We start from the raw sequence: 18,877 nt of genomic DNA, 5'->3' as shown, positions 1-18,877 counted from the left end.
TATTATTGGGGTTCTAAAGAAGTTTGGCCATCTCTTTACCAATCATCAAGTGATGACGCTCAGTTCCGTACGCTTTTATAATTTGGTATGGCAAGAGTAGTAGCCACAGTAAGATCAGGTTTTGAAGACGCCGTAACGTTCTACATGAGCATTAGTAAAATCTGGAATGGTGGCGAAGTACGGGTAATTGGTGATTCTATGTTCCTTTCTATAGCAGATTAAACAAGAGAGCCTATAGGCAAACCACAAGATAAATATAGGATTTCTGCTATCCCTACGTTTTACAGGCAAAATTTGCAGTTTAGTAAGTTAGGTGGTTTAATGAATTTTCCTATAAATCTTCAAATTTTATTTGGTAATATCTTGTAATTAAATAAAAACTCTAAATAATATGATTTTCCATATTGGATTAAAAGTGTTTTTCTTTAAATTTGAGATTTTATATCCTTAATGTATGTCAGAAGAACAAAAACGTCAGTTAGAACAACAACTTTGGAATATTGCTAATACTTTGCGAGGTAAAATGAATGCCGACGAATTTCGTGATTATATTTTAGGCTTTATTTTTTATAAATATCTTTCAGAAAAAATACATTTTACTGCTAATAAAATTCTTGAAGACTCTGGTGAAAAAATTGATTATCAAGATATTGATGAAAATTCTAATGAGGGGAAAGAAATTGTAGAGGCTATTTATGAAGAAATAGTAGAAGATTTAGGCTATTTTCTTAAACCTTCTGAACTATTTAGCAATGTTGCTAAAAAAGGATACAATAAAGAAGAAGGTAAATCTAATTTCATTCTTCCTGAATTAACTAGAATATTAATTAATATAGAACAGTCGACTTTAGGAACAGCTAGTGAAGAAGATTTTGATAAACTTTTTGAGGATTTAGATTTAACATCCTCTAAATTAGGTAAAACAGAAGAAGAAAAAAATAAATTAATATCTAAAGTACTTTTTCATTTAGATGAAATTGACTTTAATTTAGCTGATACAAATGCTGATGTTTTAGGTGATGCATATGAGTATTTAATTGCGCAATTCGCTAGTGGTGCAGGTAAGAAAGCGGGAGAGTTTTACACGCCCCAAGAAGTTTCTACCATTTTAGCTAAAATTGTAACAAGTAGAAAGACTCAATTAAAATCTGTTTATGATCCCACATGTGGAAGTGGTTCTTTACTTTTAAGAGTAGCTAGAGAAGCTAAGGTGGCAGATTTTTATGGACAGGAAATGAATAGAACTACCTATAATCTTGCAAGGATGAACATGATTTTGCATGGGGTAAATTATGTTAATTTCGATATTAAACAAGAAGATACTTTAGAGAAGCCACAACACATTCATAAGACTTTTGATGCCATTGTTGCTAATCCTCCTTTTTCAGCAAAATGGAGTAGTAATGAGCTTTTTCTATTAGATGAAAGATTTTCTCAATATGGAAGGTTAGCTCCTGCTTCTAAAGCGGATTTTGCATTTATTCAGCATATGGTTCATCATTTGGATGAAAACGGGATAATGGCAGTAGTAATGCCACACGGTGTTTTATTTCGTGGAGCAGCAGAATTAGAAATTCGAAAGTATTTAATCAAAGAAAAAAATTATTTAGATGCAGTCATTGGTTTACCAGCTAACATCTTCTATGGAACTAGTATTCCGACTTGTATTTTAGTATTTAAAAAGTGTAGAGAACAAGATGAAGATGTTTTGTTTATAGATGCTAGCAAAGAGTTTGAAAAACAAAAAAATCAAAATATACTTCGAGTTCAGCATATTGAAAAAATTGTTGAAACCTACAGAGAACGCACTGTACTTGAAAAATTTAGTCATAAAGCAAGTTTAAAAGAAATCGCAGAAAATGATTATAATCTAAATATTCCGAGATATATAGATACTTTTGAGGAGGAAGAGGAAATAGATATTTTTGCTGTTATGCGTGAAATAAAAGATTTGGAAGCTAAACGTTCAGAATTGGATCTTGAAATTAATAAGTATTTAAAAGAATTGGGATTAGTAAGTTAAATTTTTTTGATTTTGTATAATCCTTAATGTTGACTGCTAAAACTATAAATTATCAAGATGGCAAAAGAAAATAAAAGTGTAAAGAATTTTCCTAATTCGAGAAATGTTCCCAAGTTAAGGTTTTGGGAATTCGCTAATGAGTGGAGAGCATATTATTTAAAAGAAATTGCTGAGAAAATAAACAACAAAAATAACGACAATAAAATTATAACTGTTTTTTCAAATTCAGCGGTTCAAGGAATTGTTTTGCAAAGTGATTACTTTGACAAAAGCATTGCAAACAAAGAAAATTTAGATGGATATTATATAGTTAAACCTTTTGACTTCGTCTATAATCCAAGGCTTTCTTCTATGGCTGAAGTTGGCGCAATGAGCGTTAATAAAACAAATCTCACAGGTTTAGTTTCGCCACTTTATACAGTTTTTAGAATTAAAGAAAAGAATGTTAATATTCCTTTTTTAGAATATCTATTCAAGTCTAAAGTATGGCATAATTACATGCGAAGTATAGCGAATTATGGAGCAAGAGATGACAGAATGAATGTTAAAAGTGATGATTTTTACAATCTTCCACTCTTTATTCCTTGTTTCTCTGAACAAAAGAAAGTTTCAACATTTTTGTCACTTATTGAAAATAGAATTCAAACCCAAAAGAAAATAATTGAGGATACTCGAAAGATGAAATTAAATTTTTCACATAACCTTTTTACTCAAAACTTTAGAATAAGTAAGAAATACATAAGCAAATGGGAAGAAAAAACCTTAGGAGATATATCTACAATCATAATGGGGCAATCTCCAGATTCATCTGCATATAATTCTTATGAAAAAGGATTACCATTGATACAAGGTAATGCAGATATTGTTCAAAGGTTTTCAAAACCAAGACAATTTACAAGTCAAATTACAAAGACGTGTGATATTGGAGATATAATATTAACCATACGTGCTCCTGTAGGTCATGCTGCAAAATCAAAACATTTTGCTTGTATAGGACGTGGAGTTTGTGCTATCAAAAGTAACGAAAAATCTGATTCAGAATTTATTTACCAGTTTTTACTATACTTTGAAAATAAATGGTCTTCTTTTGAACAAGGTAGTACTTTTACCTCAGTGAATTCATCTGATATAAAAACTATTAAAATAAATGTTCCAACAATAGAAGAGCAAAGAGAAATAGCACAATTTTTAAAAACTTTTGATGAGAAAATAAATATAGAAACAGAATTGTTAGCTCACTACGAAAATCAGAAAAAGTATTTATTACAAAATCTTTTTGTTTAAGAAAATTTTGTAAAGGTTTAAACAAACAAGTTGGCCAAAAGAAACTTCTTCTGAAGCTCTAACTTTTCTAAAATTTGTTTTTCTGTTTCTATCTTATTTTGAATGGTGGAGAGAAAATTGGCGATTTTAGTTTGTTCTTCTAAACAAGGAATTGTTATTTCAATCTTTTCAATTGTATTTTTAGACAAGCTAGGAACTCCAGAAGCTTCATTATATTCTTTCCAATTTATATTTTGAAAAATATTAAAAACAAATCTAGGAACTGAATTATTAAATGAATGTGTATAAAATAATGTATCAACAGTCCAAATTTTTCCATTATAATATAAAGGCTTATCTATAGTTCCTTTTCTTCCAATACAAACTGTTTCACCATCATACAGAAAAGAATCTACAAAAGTGATAATTCCTCCTGTCCCATAAACAGGAATAGCACCATTATTTAAATGTTTATAATCTTTCCCACTACCTATCGTTAATATATCTTTTATTTTCTTTCTTTCCCAAGCAGAGAAATCATTTCCGTGTTCCTCTTTAAACCTTAATTTCTGAGAAAATAATTTTTCACGATTAGCTCTCATTAAGGTTTCTAATTGTTCAATTATTTTCTTTTGGGTTTGAATACGAGAATCCAAAAAAGATACAAATTCTGATATTTTTCTTTGTTCCTCCAATTTAGGATATGAAAACTTTATTCTATAAAAATCTGAATGATTTAAATCTGGAATAGTGGATGTTCCCGCTAACTTGCTAATTTGATTTTGTATACTTGGTAATTTTAAAAAGTTATATAAAAATCCTTTTACAATATTTTTTGGATAAGATACTTTGAAAAAATTATTGTGAAATGCACCTTCAACATCAGTTACTACTTTTCCTGTATTTCCAGTTCTGGTCATTAAAATATCTTCTTTATTACAAAGTACTGATAGTGGTGGATTTTTAATGAAAAATTTTTTTTCAGAATTATCTTTTAAAAATTCATTTGTAATATAAAAATATGCTCCATCTCTAGGCCTAATTAATCTATTGGAGATTGGAATTTGTAGCCCTTGGTTAATCTTTACAACTTCTTGAAATCTATTAATTTTCCATTCCCCTTCAAACCCTGGAAATCGTAAATTAGGAAAGAAAGTCATAATCATCTCCTTTCCATAAATTAAGGAGAAATTTATCCACTAATGTTAAATTTTTGATTAGCTATTATCAATTCATATCTTTTGAGATTAATCAAAAAATCATTTAAAAATCAAAAATTATGACAAGAAAGAAAACATTAGCAGAAATCGCTGAACTATGGAAGAATGACAAAAAGCTGTACGTGAAAAAATCAACCTTTTCGGCTTATGTGCTGTTGCTGGAAAATCATTTACTGCCTGTATTCAAAGATTATTACGAGATTGGAGATGGAGAGGTGCAGAAATTCGTGTTTCAAAAGTTAGATCAGGGATTAAGTCAAAAAAGTATCAAAGATATTCTCATTGTTTTGAAAATGGTGTTGAAATTCGGAGCAAAAAACAAATGGATTGAGTTTATTAATTTTGATGTGCAATATCCAACGGTTAGGGAAACACATACGATTGAAGTGTTGAGCAGAACGCATCAGAAAAAAGTAATGGGTTACATTCAAGAGCATTTTACATTTAGAAATCTCGGAGTTTATATCTGTCTTTGTTCGGGAATGAGGATTGGTGAGATTTGTGCTTTGACTTGGGAAGATATTGATACGGATAATGGAATCATCAATATTCGAAAAACTATTCAGAGAATCTACGTGATTGAAGATGGAGAGCGTAAAACAGAACTCCTAATTGATACGCCAAAAACCAAAAATTCTATTCGAGAAATCCCAATCAGCAGAGACTTGTTGAGAATGCTGAAACCTTTTAAGAAAATCGTAAATCCTGATTTCTATGTTTTGACAAACGATTCTAAACCTACAGAACCTAGAACTTACCGAAGTTATTATAAAAATCTAATGCGCTATCTGGAAATTCCAGATATTAAATTTCATGGTTTGAGACACAGTTTTGCAACAAGATGTATAGAAAGTAATTGTGATTATAAGACGGTGAGTGTTTTGCTAGGACATTCTAATATAAGTACTACTCTTAATTTGTATGTACATCCTAATCTTGAGCAGAAGAAAAAAGCTATAGACCAGATGTTTAAAGCTTTGAAATAATACATGTCTTTTTGTTCTATTTTAGAGAAGTTTTTGAAGTCAAATCTTTTTGTTTTCATTTTTTGAAGATAAGATTGTTTGTCTTCATTTTTATTTCGTTTCTTGAATGCAAAGCAGTTTGTTTACTATTTTTGAAAACAACAGACTTTGTGTTTATAAATTTAAGTATTTAAATAATCAAATGCATTAGTATTCGAAATTTCATATATTTGTGTAGATAAATTTAAAAGATGGATTATAATTTAGATAATGCAGTTAATTATCATTATGGTAAGTTTCCCCCAGAGCATATTAATTACGAAATATTTATAGAAGAATTAATCAAAGCGACCGAAACTTTAGCTCGATTTGATCAAATGATCAAAAATTTACATAATAGTGAGTTATTGCTTGCTCCATTAAGAAATCAAGAAGCGGTTCTTTCATCTAGGATAGAAGGAACAATAAGTACTATCGATGAAATTTTACAATATGAGGCTGATTATGATAGCGGTTTGTCTGAAAATGCTAGAGCTGATGTAATAGAAACTATTCTATATCAAAGAGCTTTAAAAAATGCACAAGAGGCGTTAGAAGATGGATATCAGTTTTCTCTCAATTTTATTAAACAAATGCACCAGCAGTTGTTATTTTTTGGTAGAGGAGCTTCAAAATCTCCTGGAGAATTTAAAAAAGAACAAAATTTTTTGGCAGATCGTGCAGCAAGAAAGATTCAATTTATTCCTATAAGTGCAGAAAAATTAAATGATGGTTTACATGAGTTAATTAATTACATTGAAAAAAGTGATTCCCCTGCATTAATAAAAGCTGGAGTCGCTCATATAGAATTTGAAGCACTACACCCTTTTCAGGATGGAAATGGTAGAATAGGAAGGATGCTCATAACCCTTTTATTATGGAAGTCAGGGGTTTTGTCTCAACCCCATTTTTATATTAGTGGTTATTTTGAGGAAAATAAAGAAGAGTATATAGATGCCATGCGAAATGTATCCAAAAACAATGATTGGGATGGGTGGATAAAATTTTTCTTGACAGCTGTTCATCAACAAGCGGTGAAAAATCTTATGATTGCCGAACAGATTAGAGATTTATATGAAGAAATGAAAATAGAGTTTACAGATTTGCTATCTTCAAAATGGAGTGTAGCAACCCTTGATTTTATTTTTACTAATCCTGTCTTTAGAAATAGTAAATTCATAAATGTTACACAAATTCCTGCTGCTACAGCAACGGGTGTGATAAAAAAATTGATAGAAAGAGGCTATTTGGTGCCAAAAGAAGCAGCTTCAGGAAGAAGACCAGCACTCTATTCTTTTGAGCCTCTTATGCGACTTGTAAGAGTATAAATATACCTGATTAAAAATTTTAATTAAAAACAAATAAAACAAAATGACCAGTCAACCAGAATATATTTTAGAAGAAAAGTTAGTTGCACAACTTCAAGAATTAGGACACAAAAAAGTGATCATTAAAAATGAAGAGGATTTAATTAAAAATCTAAAAATTCAACTTGAAATTCATAACAAAAAAACATTTTCTGAAAAAGAATTTGAAAAAATATTAAATCATCTCGCAAAAGGAAATGTATTTGAAAAAGCTAAAATTCTTAGAGATAAGTTTCAATATTTAAAAGATGATGGTAGCCCCGAATGGATTGAATTCATTAATCAAGATCATTGGTGTCAAAATCAGTTTCAGGTTACTCATCAAGTTACTCAAGGAGGTGATTATAAAAATAGATATGATGTTACTCTTCTAATTAATGGACTTCCGCTTGTTCAGATAGAGCTTAAAAGACGGGGCTTGGAAATGAAGGAAGCTTTTAATCAAGTTAATCGTTATCAAAAACACTCTTTTGGTTCTGGTAAAGGATTGTTCAATTATGTCCAATTGTTTATTATTAGTAATGGTGTTAATACTAAGTACTATTCTAATAATTCCCATCAAAGTTTTAAGCAGACATTTTTTTGGTCAGATGAGGAGAATAATAACATCAAACAATTAGATGATTTTACTCAAGCCTTTTTAGAGCCTTGTCAGGTAGCTAAAATGATTACAAAATATATAGTTCTTAACCAAACTTATAAAATATTGATGGTGCTCCGTCCATATCAATATTATGCGGTGGAACGTATTGTAGACAAAGTAAGAAATACCAATAATAATGGTTTTATTTGGCATACAACTGGATCTGGTAAAACTTTGACTTCTTTTAAAGCTTCTCAAATTATTAAGGAAATTCCTGAAGTTGAAAAGGTGGTATTTGTTGTTGATAGAAAAGACTTGGATTATCAAACTCAAAAAGAGTTTGATGCTTTCGAGAAAGGAAGTGTAGATGCTACAGAAAATACTAAGCATCTTGTAAAGCAGCTTTCTGATAATACTAAACTCATTGTTACTACTTTGCAGAAACTTAATACTGCAATTACTAAAGAAAAGCATGGTAATAAAATAAATCAACTAAGAAATAAAAAAGTTGTTTTTATTTTTGATGAGTGCCATAGAAGTCAGTTTGGTGAAACTCATCAAAATATTAAAAAATATTTCCAAAAAGCTCAAATGATTGGTTTTACTGGAACGCCTATCTCTGAAGTGAATTCTATAGGTAGAGTGGAGGGACAACCAGCAACAACTAATAGACTATTCGGTGATTGTCTTCATAAATATGTAATTACTGATGCAATAAAAGATGAAAATGTGTTGAGGTTTTCAGTTGAGTATGTGGGAAGATATAAAGAGAAGGAGGGAAGCAATACTCATATTGATATTGATGTGGAAGATATTGATACTAAAGAGTTACTTGAAAGTGAATCAAGACTAAATAAGGTAACGGACTATATTATTTCTGAGTATAATCGTAAAACCCATGATAAAACATTTAATGCAATGTTTTGTGTTAGTGGAATAGAGGTGTTGCAAAAATATTATGACTTATTTTATCAGAAAAAACAAGAAGGAAAACATCAATTAAGAGTCGCAACTATATATAGTTATGGTGTAAATGAAGATGATAGAAGTGCTAATGGGATTATTGAAGAAGAAATCCTATTTGGAATAGAGAATGAGGTAAAAAACATTTTAGGAAGCCGATATTTACATTCTAGAGATGCTTTAGAAAAATACATTGGTCATTACAATGATATGTTTGGTACTAATTTTACTACCAGAGATAGTCAGAGTTTTTACAACTATTATAATGATGTTGCCAAAAGGGTAAGAAGCAAAGAATTGGATTTAATTCTTGTTGTAAATATGTTTCTAACAGGATTCGATAGCCCACAACTTAATACTCTTTTTGTAGATAAAAATTTGAAGTATCATGGTTTAATTCAGGCGTTTTCAAGAACTAATAGAATTTTAAATGAAAAAAAATCTCATGGTAATATTGTATGCTTCAGAAATCTAAAATCTGCAACTGATGACGCTGTTACATTGTTCTCTAATAAAGAAGCTGTTCAAGAAATTATTATTCATCCCATAGAAAATTATATTGATAGCTTTAATGATGCTTTAAATAAGTTGAAATCTATAACTCCTACTTACCAAAGCGTTGATGATTTAATTAGTGAACAACAAGAATTTGAATTCATCAAAGCATTTAGAGATCTTATGCGTATTCTTAATGTTTTAAAATCATTCTCAGACTTTAGTTTTGAAAAACTAGAACTTACTGAATGGGATTTTGATGGTTATAAAAGTAAATACTTGGATATTTGGCAAAAATATAAACATCAACCTAAAGAGAAAGTTAGTGTTTTAGATGATGTTGATTTTGAACTTGAACTTATCCATAAAGATGAGATTAATGTATCTTACATTCTAACACTATTAACTCAGCTTAAAGAGAAAAATCTTAAAGGTGATAAATTAACACAAAAACAAAAAGAAATTAGTGATCTTATCGCTGGAAATGTTCAGTTGAGAAGTAAAAAAGAATTAATAGAAAAATTTATTCTAGAGAATCTTCCTCACATATCTGACCCTGAATTAGTAAAAGAACACTTTGATAGCTTTTGGAATAATGAAAGAGAAAAAGCTTTCGAAATAATTGCACAAGAAGAAAATCTAAATAAAGAACAATTTCAGAATACCATAAGTGAATATCTTTTCTCAGAAAAAACTCCTAAAATTTCAGAGGTCTTACAATTGTTAGAGTTTAAGCCTAAACTTACTGATAGAGGTACAATAGCTAGAAGGATACTTGGTAAAATTCAAGATTTTGTTCAGACTTTTATGGATGGGATAGAATAGTTTATTTTTTATAAATCAATTAAAGTTAGAATTTTTTTAATTGATAAGTTATCAAAAGATAATAATTTTAATAATTTCACTATTTTGAATTTATTTATTTTTATTATATTTGTTTTAAACTAATAGATTGAAACTCAATATCCGAAACAAACCACTACAATTAATGTATTGTAATTATTCTAGTTATGAATTTCATTTATTGTTATGTACAAACAGTTTAAAAATGATATTTAATTTCCTAAAAGATAATAAAGAGTTAAAGAAAGCATTAAAAATAATTTGGATTTTAACTGTGTCTTTGTCCTTTTTTATCATAATTATAAGCCTTTTTGCATCACCAAATTTCATAACTTCAAACATTCCAATTTGTGAAAGTAAAAAAGTCGGAAAAGAATGCTTTTTGTGTGGAAGTACAAGAGCATTTTTAACTATAGGAAAACTTGAATTTAAAAAAGCATATGAATTAAATAAATTAAGTGTTTTTTTATTTACTACTCTTCTAACAAATATTTTAATCTTTATAATATACTTAATAAAAAAATCAAAGAAATTATGAAAACAGCAAGTTTAATTATGGGAATTTTATCTATTTTCGGAATGTTTTTAGGATTCATTCCGTGCCTTGGAGCGTTTAATTGGATTAATATTCCTTTTGCTATTTTAGGACTAATTATTAGTATTTTAGCATATACAAGAAATGACAATGAGCCCAAAGGGAATGCAAAAGCAGGAATTGCTATGTGTGCTATTGCTATGATTTTTGGTTTGGTGAGATTGATGTTAGGTGGTGGGGTTGTATAATTTCGCCGAATAATGACTTTGCAAATTATTATGAAATCATTTTTTTTAAAATAATTTTCATAAATAACCTCTTTAAAGTAATTTTAAAGAGGTTTATTGTTTTTTTTCGCGATCTCAATAATCTAATATACTACTTTTTTACTCTCAAAGTTTATTTGAATGGTCAATAATTAGTGGCTTTTAGTTCTAATGTTATAAAAAAAATCATGATGAATTTATTCGCCATAGTCAATACAAGGATGAATCTTTATCAGTTCATCTCGCAATAACTATTTCCTTTAACTCTAAATCCATTATCACTCCTTTTGGTAGATCCTGTCAAGAATTTATGGATTAGTACAGCCGAAGTTTCATTTTAAATTTTACGCCATTACCTAATTTTTATTTCATTTTTTTATTTAAATTTGTTTTAAACTAATAAACTGAAAATCAATATCCGAAACAATACCTACAATAACATACAACTGAATTAGTTTTTATAATTAATCGTTGTTTATTCAGTGCTAGTAGTAAGAAGTTTCTTTAAACAAATTAAATAATGAAAGGATACTCAATCATTGATGATTATACAATAGAACCTCATGTGAAATTTCTGAGAATCAATCCAATAGATATAAAACTAACGTTGAAAAATGTTCTTGATTCGTTAATGGATTTGAGTTGGTTGAGTAAATTTGATGAAGATTATCTAACTTATAGTTATAAATTGAGATGTGAACAGAGTATTAAACATATAGCTACTAATATTATCAAACAAAATGACTCAACCATAACAAGAAACTCTGGCGAATATGTTGTTTCAGAGTTAGCACGAAATTCTGTGGTTGATACATATTCTTATCTAGATATTCCAATTGCAGATTTATTCAAAAAACAAGCAGTAGGTAATCCTGGATTTGATTTTTACACTGTAAATTCTAATAAAAATATTCTTTTTGGAGAAGCTAAATATATAGCTAAGCAAAGTGGACATCTGAGCGCATTAAAACAATCATATAATTTTTATATACAAAAACAACATATCACAGAGATTGCCGATATTAAAGATTTTTTCTGTAAAGATTCCTTGTCTAATTGCAAAAAAGATGAAATTGGTTTTATTGTAGCATTTTCTGCAAAAACAACAACAACTGAAAATTTCATAAAAATCATAAAACTAAACCAATATTATAAAGAGCTAATTAAATTTAAAGAAGTCATACTAATAGCTGTTAATATATGAAAAATTTAATTTCTAAAATTATTAATAATGAAAATATACCCGAGATTTTTTCCTATGCGATAAATAATATATATAGAAAAGGTCCAATAGAAATTTCTGATTTAGAAATATTGACATATATCAGTATCTATAACAAAGAATTTTTTGATGAAAATCTAGATAAGGTGTTAAACTTTATGGGTATTTTTTACAAAAAAAATTTCAAATCAACTACCTTAGAAGAACTAATATTTGGACAATACAGAAAATATATAAAGGATGTTTTCAATGAATATTACACCCCTGTTCAATCTCAAATATTACACAAAATTGAAAATAAAAAATGTTATAGTTTTTCTGCTCCTACTAGTACTGGAAAGTCTTTTGTTTTTCTTAAAAAAATCAAAGAGTCTCAAAATGATGTTGTGATAATTGTCCCGTCAAGAGCATTAATAAATGAATATCTCTTGAAACTAGAAATCGCAATTGAAGATACATCCATTAATATTTTACCATTTATTGACAAAATCAACACAAAAAAAGCCACAAGAAATGTATTTATAGTCACACCTGAAAGATGTAGAGAGCTCTTCAAACTAAAAGAACAATTTCAAATTGATCTTTTTTTATTTGATGAAGCACAATTATCTAATGAAGAATCTACAAGAGGGATTTTATTCGATGGAATTGTTAGAAGGTGTTACAAAAATTATCCTGAAGCAACTTTTGTTTTTGCTCATCCATTTGTTAAAAATCCAGATGCTCAATTAATAAAAAATCATTTTGAGTTTGATGAAAAAAATTATAAACAGTTTAGCCAAAAAAATGTAGGTCAAGTCTTTTTTCATCATGACAAATCAGATTCAAATTTTTATCATTTTGGTATTGATAAAGGTTTAATGGGAAATATTAAAATAAATTCTAGTTTTGATCCAATAAAAAATGTATTAAAAAATAATGGTTCTGTACTTTTTTATGTTTCAAAAGCGTCAATAAAAAATAACAAGGTTTTTGAAGATTTTCAAGAATATATAAATCTTTGTACTAATTATCAGGAGGAAGAAATTTACGAATATTTGAATGAACTAATTGAATATACTGGCGGAAGTACAGATAAAAATAAGGATTACTATTCTAAATTAATTAGTTATCTAAAAAAAGGGATAGTTATACATCATGGCTCTCTTCCTTTAAAAATCAGAAGTATACTTGAAAAGTATACCAATAAAGGATACTGTAAAATTTGCTTTGCAACATCAACATTAGAGCAAGGTGTTAATATGCCTTTTGATTTAGTATATCTGAATAGGCTTGATGGTACAAAACCATTATCAGTTAAAAATTTAATTGGCAGAGCAGGTCGTTCTACTGCAGAGTATAAATTCGATTATGGATTTATAGTAGTCAAAAACATGAGTAATTTTAGAAAAATAATGGTAAAAGATGAAAAATTATCAGAAAAATCATTATTGGAAATTGATGAAGAAGAAAAAGATGAAGAATATAATGATTTTAAAAATGCAATACTAAATGACTCATTTGACGATGAATTAAATCTTACAGAAAATCAGGTTTCAAAGCTAAGTACTGATGAAGTTTTTGGAATAATTCATAACCTATTAAATATCATATTTGAAAATGATAAAATTATTTCACTTGAGACTTTAAATGAAGATGAAAACGAAAAGTTAGACTTATACGAAAACTTTGAGAAAATTTATTCAAAGTACCTAGGTAGAGATTTGAATCATGGGGAACAAAATGTCTTCAATACTGCCATAAAAATTATTCTTTGGAAAGTGCATGGTAAAACTTTTAAAAATATTTGTTGGTATAGATACAGTTATGCTAGTCATTCAAATTACAGAAGAGCAAATAAAAGCTTTCCAGATTTATTAAATAATCTTCAAGCTAAATTTTATACTGAGTATTCTGAAATACCAAATAAGAATTTAAACCCTTATAATGCATTAAATGGTGTTCTAGCTAAAAATGTAGATTATGACTTCATTATTAGTGATACTTATGATTTTATTGATAAATTGATAGGGTTTAAACTTATTGATGTTTTTTATGCTAGCCTAATCAAATACTATGAGAAAACCAATGATCTAAGAGCCATTAAACTTTCAAAATTTATTAAATATGGAACCGAAAATGAAAGACATATTCTGATGCTTAGATATGGTTTAACATTTGAAGATATTGAAGTCTTAGATGAATATATTTTGTTCATTTCAGAAGAAGAAATTGTTGTAAAAAAATCAATTTATGAATTAAAAGAAAACCAATTAAGCGCTATAAAACGTTATATAAATTTTTCATAACTAAGATTTGAGTAAAAGAGCTTAAGTAGTAAATTTAGTAATTCTAATACACATAATCCATTTATATTTCTTTTTTTCTTAATTTAGTAAATGCTTTATAATAAAGTTAGGACGAAATTGAAAGTAATGTTAACAACCACCCAAAAATTAGCTTAAATAATTGATAGAAAGGTGCAATAAATTAGAAAAGTGAAAATTTATAATAAATGATTGATTACAAATTTCTAGTTACAAATAAATTTGGAGATTTTCCTCCGGAAACTAAAAATACCATTTTACTAATTTGGGATAATTGGAATGATTTTTCATACTATACATTATTTGGAATAAATTATGTTAATTCAGAAGGAATTGATTGTGAAATTGGTGCAGTAAGAATAGCTCATAGGGGGCAGAAAGAAGGTCCAGATGAAAAATTATTAAAAATTGGTGATGTTTTTGAAAAACTTGATGATATTTTTTTTTCTCTTGGTACAGAAGATTCATATTATGAAACTCTTGGGGGAATATCTGATGAAGTAAGAGACTTTGTACTCAAAGGTTTAAATGATGTTGCTTTTGATACAAGCTTATTAAATGAAGTTATTGATGAAGAAGTAACCAAATATTCATTACTGCGTGATATTTCTTATAAGACTGTAATAAACCAATTTAACAGAATTGCTCATGGTGGAGCAAGACTTACTAATTATAGTTTTGAATATTTACTATCAAATGAGAAAGAAAATAAAATAAAATTCAGTGTTTTTGCTAATGAATATCCACCATCAAATATTCAAGTGATAATAGGAAGTAATGGTGTGGGGAAGTCTTATTTATTAAATGGAATGATTGATAGTGTCTTAAATAAGCATAATAGTGTTGGTGAATTTATATTCAATACGCAGTATGAAAATGATACCTTCTCTAATTTAATTTGTGTGACATTCAGTGCATTTGACGAATATGGTTTCCATCAAAAAAATGAAAATCCAAATATAAAATATCATTATATAGGACTTAAAAATAATAATTCAAAAAGTGACAATACATTGAATGATTTTGCTGATGACTTCACGTCAAGCATTGGACTTATAATAAGCTCTCAAAAATTTGGAAGATGGAAAACTATAATTAGGGAACTTGAAAGTGACTCTCTCTTCAAAAGTGAAAATTTTATAGAATATATTGAGAAATCATATAATGCTAATAGTAAGGAAAAATTAGAGCAAAAATTTAAAAAATTAAGTTCAGGACATAAAATTATACTGCTAACAATAACTAAACTTGTAGAATTACTTCAAGAGAAGAGCTTAATATTTTTTGATGAGCCTGAGACTCATTTACACCCACCGCTATTATCATCATTTATAAGAGCAATTTCAAAATTACTTATAAATAGAAATGCAGTATGTATTATGACAAGTCATTCTCCTATTGTATTGCAAGAGGTACCCAGTTCATGCGTATACAAACTTTCTCGGATGGGATATATTTCAAAATTTGAAAAGCCAAATCTGGAGACGTTTGGTGAAAATATCGGGATATTAACAAATGAAATCTTCGGATTAGAGGTAACAGAGTCTGGGTTTTATAAATTACTTAAGGAAATTGTGAAAGATAATTTTACTTATGAATCAGCTTTGAGTAGTATTAATGGTAAATTAGGGATAGAAGGGAAATCTATTTTAAGAAGTCTTTTTTTTGACAAACAAATAAATGAAAAGTATAAATAGGCCTCTAGAAAATATTAATGATATTCTAGATATTTTTTTTAGTGATAATCCGCAAAGTAATGTTCAAGGCCAAATAACTGCAAATAGAGCAAGTCTAGTTTTTCTTGAAGGTCAATATATTTCAAAAGTACAAGATAATACACTATTTGAGATGCCAAGAGGTATTCCAAATATTATTACATTATCTAAAGGAGACCTTATAAGATACTACAAATATAGAATGCTTAATAAAGAAAATGCTAGAAAATTTTATGATACACTTTTACTTTCAGCCCCAAATAATATTTGTCCTTATTGCACAATAAAAAATGTGAAGACAGTTGATCATTTTTTACCAAAAAGTGAGTATCCTTATTTATCTGTGGTTCCTAGTAATTTAGTTCCTTGTTGTAGAGATTGCAATACAGATAAAAAGATAAGCTACCCAATAGATAATGATACCCAAACTTATCACCCTTACTTTGATAATATTGAAAATGAATCATGGATTAAAGCTGAATTGATGTGTACAGAACCTTTAAGTTTTCAATTTAGAGTAGAAAGATTACCACATTGGAATGATAATAAATTTAACCGTTCTGTAAATCATTTTAAAACATATAATATTAACGAGCTATTTTCTAATGAAGCAAACCGAGAATTGCGAACTAGACAATTTTATTTTAAACAACTATTAAATAGGGATAATATACAATTAATAGAGCAAATTGAAGATACTTATAATAGTTGTTTAAATAGTGTAGGTGTACTTGATTGGCAAACAATAATGTATGCATGCCTAAAGGAAAATTCTTGGTTCTTACAAGGTTGTAATGGAAGTGATTACTTTCTTTGAAAAGGATCTCATAAACACTAGTAACTTTTCAAACAACTTTCATATTTCTAAAATAATCTTCAAAAAAACATAAATTTCAACTTCTCACCCTTGGAATTCTTCAGAATTCGAAGTTTTTATTCTAATTTTTTCCTCCTTTGATAGGGGGAGGAGGAAGAGGGCTCTATAAGATGGCTTTCCATAAGCTGACGGTCCTCTAACTAGTTCAGAAAACTAACCTCCCAAATCCTCATTTAAAAAATGGTTCCTCTAATTTCATATTATTTTTTTATTTAAATTTGATAAAAACTTATAAACAAAAACTCAAATGATAGCCAATTAATTACTTTTAATTGTTTAAAATGAATAGTTTTTAAGTAATCAATAATTTAGTTTCATATTGCATAAATATTTGATTTAACGTTAATTTTATACAAGATTATGCCTAAAACTAATTCCGAAAATATAATTTCTGAAATAAACTCAAATGTTTTTTTTAAAGAATTTTCATTTAGCAATAATGATTTTAAAGATGCCATAACAAATAAAGAATTAGAATTAGCTGATAATATTGTCTGGTTAGATGATATTTTATTTATTTATCAAATAAAGGAAATGGAAAAAAACTCAATTAATAATGAGTCTTGGTATAAAAATAAGGTTAAAAATAAAGCAGTCAAACAAATCAAAAATACTTTAAAATATTTTGATGAATTTTCTGAAATAATAGTTGAAAATGAAAAGGGGCACAAACTTAATATAAAAGAAGCTCGTGAAAATTCTGATATAAAAAAAATAATAATTTTTCATCCAAATGATGATTTTCCAGAAGATTTAAGAAGACTCAAGTTTTATAATAGCACTGAGATTGGTTTAATTCATCTCTTTCATTCAGAAGATTATTATTGGATTTGCAAATATTTAATAACTCCTGTCGAAATACTCGAATATTTAGATTTTAGGGAAGATTTTTATTATTACAACGAAAAAATGATTAATAATTTACCCGAACAATATCTTTTGGGACATTTTTTTGAAACACCAAATGCAGATCATTTTAATTCAGAATATATATCGAATTTGACAGATCAATATGAGAGGAAATCGGAATTTGATGTTTCACTAATTATTGAAAATTTTAATAAAAGTATAAAATTGATTTCTCACCAAACTGAGTATTATCCAATAATTAAAGAAATAGCAAAATTGAACAGAACTGAATTAACCGAATTTAAAAAAAGAATATCACTATCAATTGAAAAATGTGAAAATTTTGAAGTAATAATTCCTTATCGCATTTATACAAAAAGGACAGATTGTGCTTTTGTATTTATTCCGTTACATTCAAGTAAATCACAACATGCAATGACGGCATTACATAATTTTACAATGGCTCATAAATATAACATGAAAGCTACAAAATGCGTTGGAGTTGTTGTATATAAAGATAAGACTGAACATTATGAATTTTTTTGGCAGTATGCAGATGAAGTTTGGAGTTTTGATGAAGAATTAGAAAAACTATTAACTGATGATTTCCCATTTCGGAAAACAAGCGAAAAAAAAGTTGATAATCGCTATAAATAAAAAACAGTAGCTAATATTGGTCGTTGTTGTACAAATCTAATTTCTTTTAAAATAATTATTTCAAGTGTTTACAAACAAAAAGTCCCAACTCTCTTTGGGATTATTTTTTCTTTTTGGAAACCTTGAGTATATTATTTTCGCTCATATAATTTTCAAAGTCAAATTTTAAAGCGAAAAGTTCTTGTGGTTCAATTCCTGCAGCTAAAGATATACGTATTAATGTTGATAATTTTGGGATATTCTCTTTATTTAACAATCTATATATCTGTCTTCTATCTAGATTAGCTGCAGCTGCTAAATCAGCTATATCAATATTTTTATCTTTAAGTATTTCTTGTATATGATTAGCTAATGCAATAAAATATTTGTCTTCAATGTATTTCATTAAATAAAAGTGACATATTTGTCAAAGATTTCATTGACATATTTGTCACAGGTTGGAAAATTTTATTATATTTGTCAAATAAGTTATATAAAATGTAACTTTGCGATACTTCAACGAAATATTAGAAGCTATTGCTTAGAATCTCGATTCGAAAACTGGTAATTTTTAACATGCGAGAGGATAAGTAAAAAGCTCACGACCTAGGCGTGGGCTCTCTTATCTGCATGTAAGGTATACCAGTACCCCGAATCGGATAATGTAGAGTCCCATGCCGTTTTCTTTTATGCCGTCCGCATCATCTACA

The 18,877-nt window shown here is 28.0% G+C and carries 15 protein-coding genes; 13 read left to right on the top strand and 2 right to left on the bottom strand.

Annotated features, from left to right (window positions below; translation table 11 throughout):
• Positions 1-87 precede the first annotated feature (87 nt).
• The 3 genes from N7277_RS11915 (at position 88) to N7277_RS11905 (ending at position 3,307) form a co-directional block, all read left to right on the top strand.
• A complete protein-coding gene (locus N7277_RS11915; protein WP_274779748.1) occupies positions 88-222 on the top strand; it encodes a hypothetical protein in 135 nt (44 codons plus the stop codon).
• A 232-nt stretch (positions 223-454) separates the two neighbouring features.
• The gene (locus N7277_RS11910) at positions 455-2,023 is read left to right on the top strand and encodes a type I restriction-modification system subunit M (RefSeq protein WP_274779747.1); all 1,569 of its coding nucleotides are present in this window, start codon (positions 455-457) and stop codon (positions 2,021-2,023) included.
• Positions 2,024-2,080: 57 nt separating this feature from the next.
• On the top strand, positions 2,081-3,307 hold the full coding sequence (locus N7277_RS11905) for a restriction endonuclease subunit S (RefSeq protein WP_274779746.1): 1,227 nt from the start codon (positions 2,081-2,083) through the stop codon (positions 3,305-3,307).
• A gap of 17 nt (positions 3,308-3,324) precedes the next feature.
• Here the strand turns inward: N7277_RS11905 and N7277_RS11900 are convergent, their stop codons facing one another.
• On the bottom strand, positions 3,325-4,446 hold the full coding sequence (locus tag N7277_RS11900) for a restriction endonuclease subunit S (protein WP_274779745.1): 1,122 nt from the start codon (positions 4,444-4,446) through the stop codon (positions 3,325-3,327).
• Positions 4,447-4,565: 119 nt separating this feature from the next.
• Between N7277_RS11900 and N7277_RS11895 the strand changes: the two genes are divergently transcribed.
• The 10 genes from N7277_RS11895 to N7277_RS11850 all read left to right on the top strand — a co-directional run bounded on the left by N7277_RS11895 (position 4,566) and on the right by N7277_RS11850 (position 18,188).
• A complete protein-coding gene (locus tag N7277_RS11895) occupies positions 4,566-5,492 on the top strand; it encodes a tyrosine-type recombinase/integrase (protein WP_104794507.1) in 927 nt (308 codons plus the stop codon).
• A gap of 230 nt (positions 5,493-5,722) precedes the next feature.
• Positions 5,723-6,838 carry a Fic family protein gene (locus N7277_RS11890; RefSeq protein WP_274779744.1) on the top strand — a complete coding sequence of 372 codons (1,116 nt, stop codon included), beginning with the start codon at positions 5,723-5,725 and terminating at the stop codon, positions 6,836-6,838.
• 43 nt (positions 6,839-6,881) lie between these two features.
• Positions 6,882-9,743 carry a type I restriction endonuclease subunit R gene (locus N7277_RS11885; RefSeq protein WP_274779743.1) on the top strand — a complete coding sequence of 954 codons (2,862 nt, stop codon included), beginning with the start codon at positions 6,882-6,884 and terminating at the stop codon, positions 9,741-9,743.
• Positions 9,744-9,966: 223 nt separating this feature from the next.
• The gene (locus N7277_RS11880; RefSeq protein WP_274779742.1) at positions 9,967-10,299 is read left to right on the top strand and encodes a DUF2752 domain-containing protein; all 333 of its coding nucleotides are present in this window, start codon (positions 9,967-9,969) and stop codon (positions 10,297-10,299) included.
• The gene (locus tag N7277_RS11875) at positions 10,296-10,544 is read left to right on the top strand and encodes a hypothetical protein (RefSeq protein WP_274779741.1); all 249 of its coding nucleotides are present in this window, start codon (positions 10,296-10,298) and stop codon (positions 10,542-10,544) included. Before N7277_RS11880 ends, N7277_RS11875 begins: the two co-directional genes overlap by 4 nt.
• A 538-nt stretch (positions 10,545-11,082) precedes the next feature.
• The gene (locus N7277_RS11870) at positions 11,083-11,766 is read left to right on the top strand and encodes a hypothetical protein (RefSeq protein WP_274779740.1); all 684 of its coding nucleotides are present in this window, start codon (positions 11,083-11,085) and stop codon (positions 11,764-11,766) included.
• On the top strand, positions 11,763-14,072 hold the full coding sequence (locus N7277_RS11865) for a DEAD/DEAH box helicase (protein ID WP_274779739.1): 2,310 nt from the start codon (positions 11,763-11,765) through the stop codon (positions 14,070-14,072). The genes N7277_RS11870 and N7277_RS11865 overlap by 4 nt, the downstream gene beginning before the upstream one ends.
• A gap of 206 nt (positions 14,073-14,278) precedes the next feature.
• Complete coding sequence (locus N7277_RS11860) at positions 14,279-15,787, top strand: AAA family ATPase (RefSeq protein WP_274779738.1); 1,509 nt, start codon at positions 14,279-14,281, stop codon at positions 15,785-15,787.
• Complete coding sequence (locus N7277_RS11855; RefSeq protein WP_274779737.1) at positions 15,771-16,622, top strand: HNH endonuclease; 852 nt, start codon at positions 15,771-15,773, stop codon at positions 16,620-16,622. The genes N7277_RS11860 and N7277_RS11855 overlap by 17 nt, the downstream gene beginning before the upstream one ends.
• Positions 16,623-17,042: 420 nt before the next feature.
• Positions 17,043-18,188 carry a hypothetical protein gene (locus N7277_RS11850; RefSeq protein ID WP_274779736.1) on the top strand — a complete coding sequence of 382 codons (1,146 nt, stop codon included), beginning with the start codon at positions 17,043-17,045 and terminating at the stop codon, positions 18,186-18,188.
• Positions 18,189-18,288: 100 nt separating this feature from the next.
• On the opposite strand, the gene N7277_RS11845 is transcribed toward N7277_RS11850, so the two are convergent.
• Positions 18,289-18,573: a helix-turn-helix domain-containing protein gene (locus N7277_RS11845; RefSeq protein ID WP_274779735.1), complete on the bottom strand. Its 285-nt coding sequence runs from the start codon at positions 18,571-18,573 to the stop codon at positions 18,289-18,291.
• Positions 18,574-18,877: the final 304 nt, after the last annotated feature.

This window comes from Cloacibacterium sp. TD35 (genome assembly GCF_028864635.1).
Lineage (GTDB): Bacteria > Bacteroidota > Bacteroidia > Flavobacteriales > Weeksellaceae > Cloacibacterium.
Note: the sequence above shows the minus strand (reverse complement) of the source record. Positions and strands in the feature narration are given on the sequence as shown.

What these genes read in the sequence shown, in the direction of transcription:
- N7277_RS11880 (WP_274779742.1), top strand. Translation starts at nt 9,967, where the DNA reads ATGATATTTAATTTCCTAAAAGATAATAAAGAGTTAAAGAAAGCATTA.
- N7277_RS11865 (WP_274779739.1), top strand. Translation starts at nt 11,763, where the DNA reads ATGAAAAATTTAATTTCTAAAATTATTAATAATGAAAATATACCCGAG.
- N7277_RS11900 (WP_274779745.1), bottom strand. Translation starts at nt 4,446, where the DNA reads ATGACTTTCTTTCCTAATTTACGATTTCCAGGGTTTGAAGGGGAATGG.
- N7277_RS11855 (WP_274779737.1), top strand. Translation starts at nt 15,771, where the DNA reads ATGAAAAGTATAAATAGGCCTCTAGAAAATATTAATGATATTCTAGAT.
- N7277_RS11905 (WP_274779746.1), top strand. Translation starts at nt 2,081, where the DNA reads ATGGCAAAAGAAAATAAAAGTGTAAAGAATTTTCCTAATTCGAGAAAT.
- N7277_RS11860 (WP_274779738.1), top strand. Translation starts at nt 14,279, where the DNA reads ATGATTGATTACAAATTTCTAGTTACAAATAAATTTGGAGATTTTCCT.
- N7277_RS11875 (WP_274779741.1), top strand. Translation starts at nt 10,296, where the DNA reads ATGAAAACAGCAAGTTTAATTATGGGAATTTTATCTATTTTCGGAATG.
- N7277_RS11915 (WP_274779748.1), top strand. Translation starts at nt 88, where the DNA reads ATGGCAAGAGTAGTAGCCACAGTAAGATCAGGTTTTGAAGACGCCGTA.
- N7277_RS11890 (WP_274779744.1), top strand. Translation starts at nt 5,723, where the DNA reads ATGGATTATAATTTAGATAATGCAGTTAATTATCATTATGGTAAGTTT.
- N7277_RS11850 (WP_274779736.1), top strand. Translation starts at nt 17,043, where the DNA reads ATGCCTAAAACTAATTCCGAAAATATAATTTCTGAAATAAACTCAAAT.
- N7277_RS11895 (WP_104794507.1), top strand. Translation starts at nt 4,566, where the DNA reads ATGACAAGAAAGAAAACATTAGCAGAAATCGCTGAACTATGGAAGAAT.
- N7277_RS11870 (WP_274779740.1), top strand. Translation starts at nt 11,083, where the DNA reads ATGAAAGGATACTCAATCATTGATGATTATACAATAGAACCTCATGTG.
- N7277_RS11845 (WP_274779735.1), bottom strand. Translation starts at nt 18,573, where the DNA reads ATGAAATACATTGAAGACAAATATTTTATTGCATTAGCTAATCATATA.
- N7277_RS11910 (WP_274779747.1), top strand. Translation starts at nt 455, where the DNA reads ATGTCAGAAGAACAAAAACGTCAGTTAGAACAACAACTTTGGAATATT.
- N7277_RS11885 (WP_274779743.1), top strand. Translation starts at nt 6,882, where the DNA reads ATGACCAGTCAACCAGAATATATTTTAGAAGAAAAGTTAGTTGCACAA.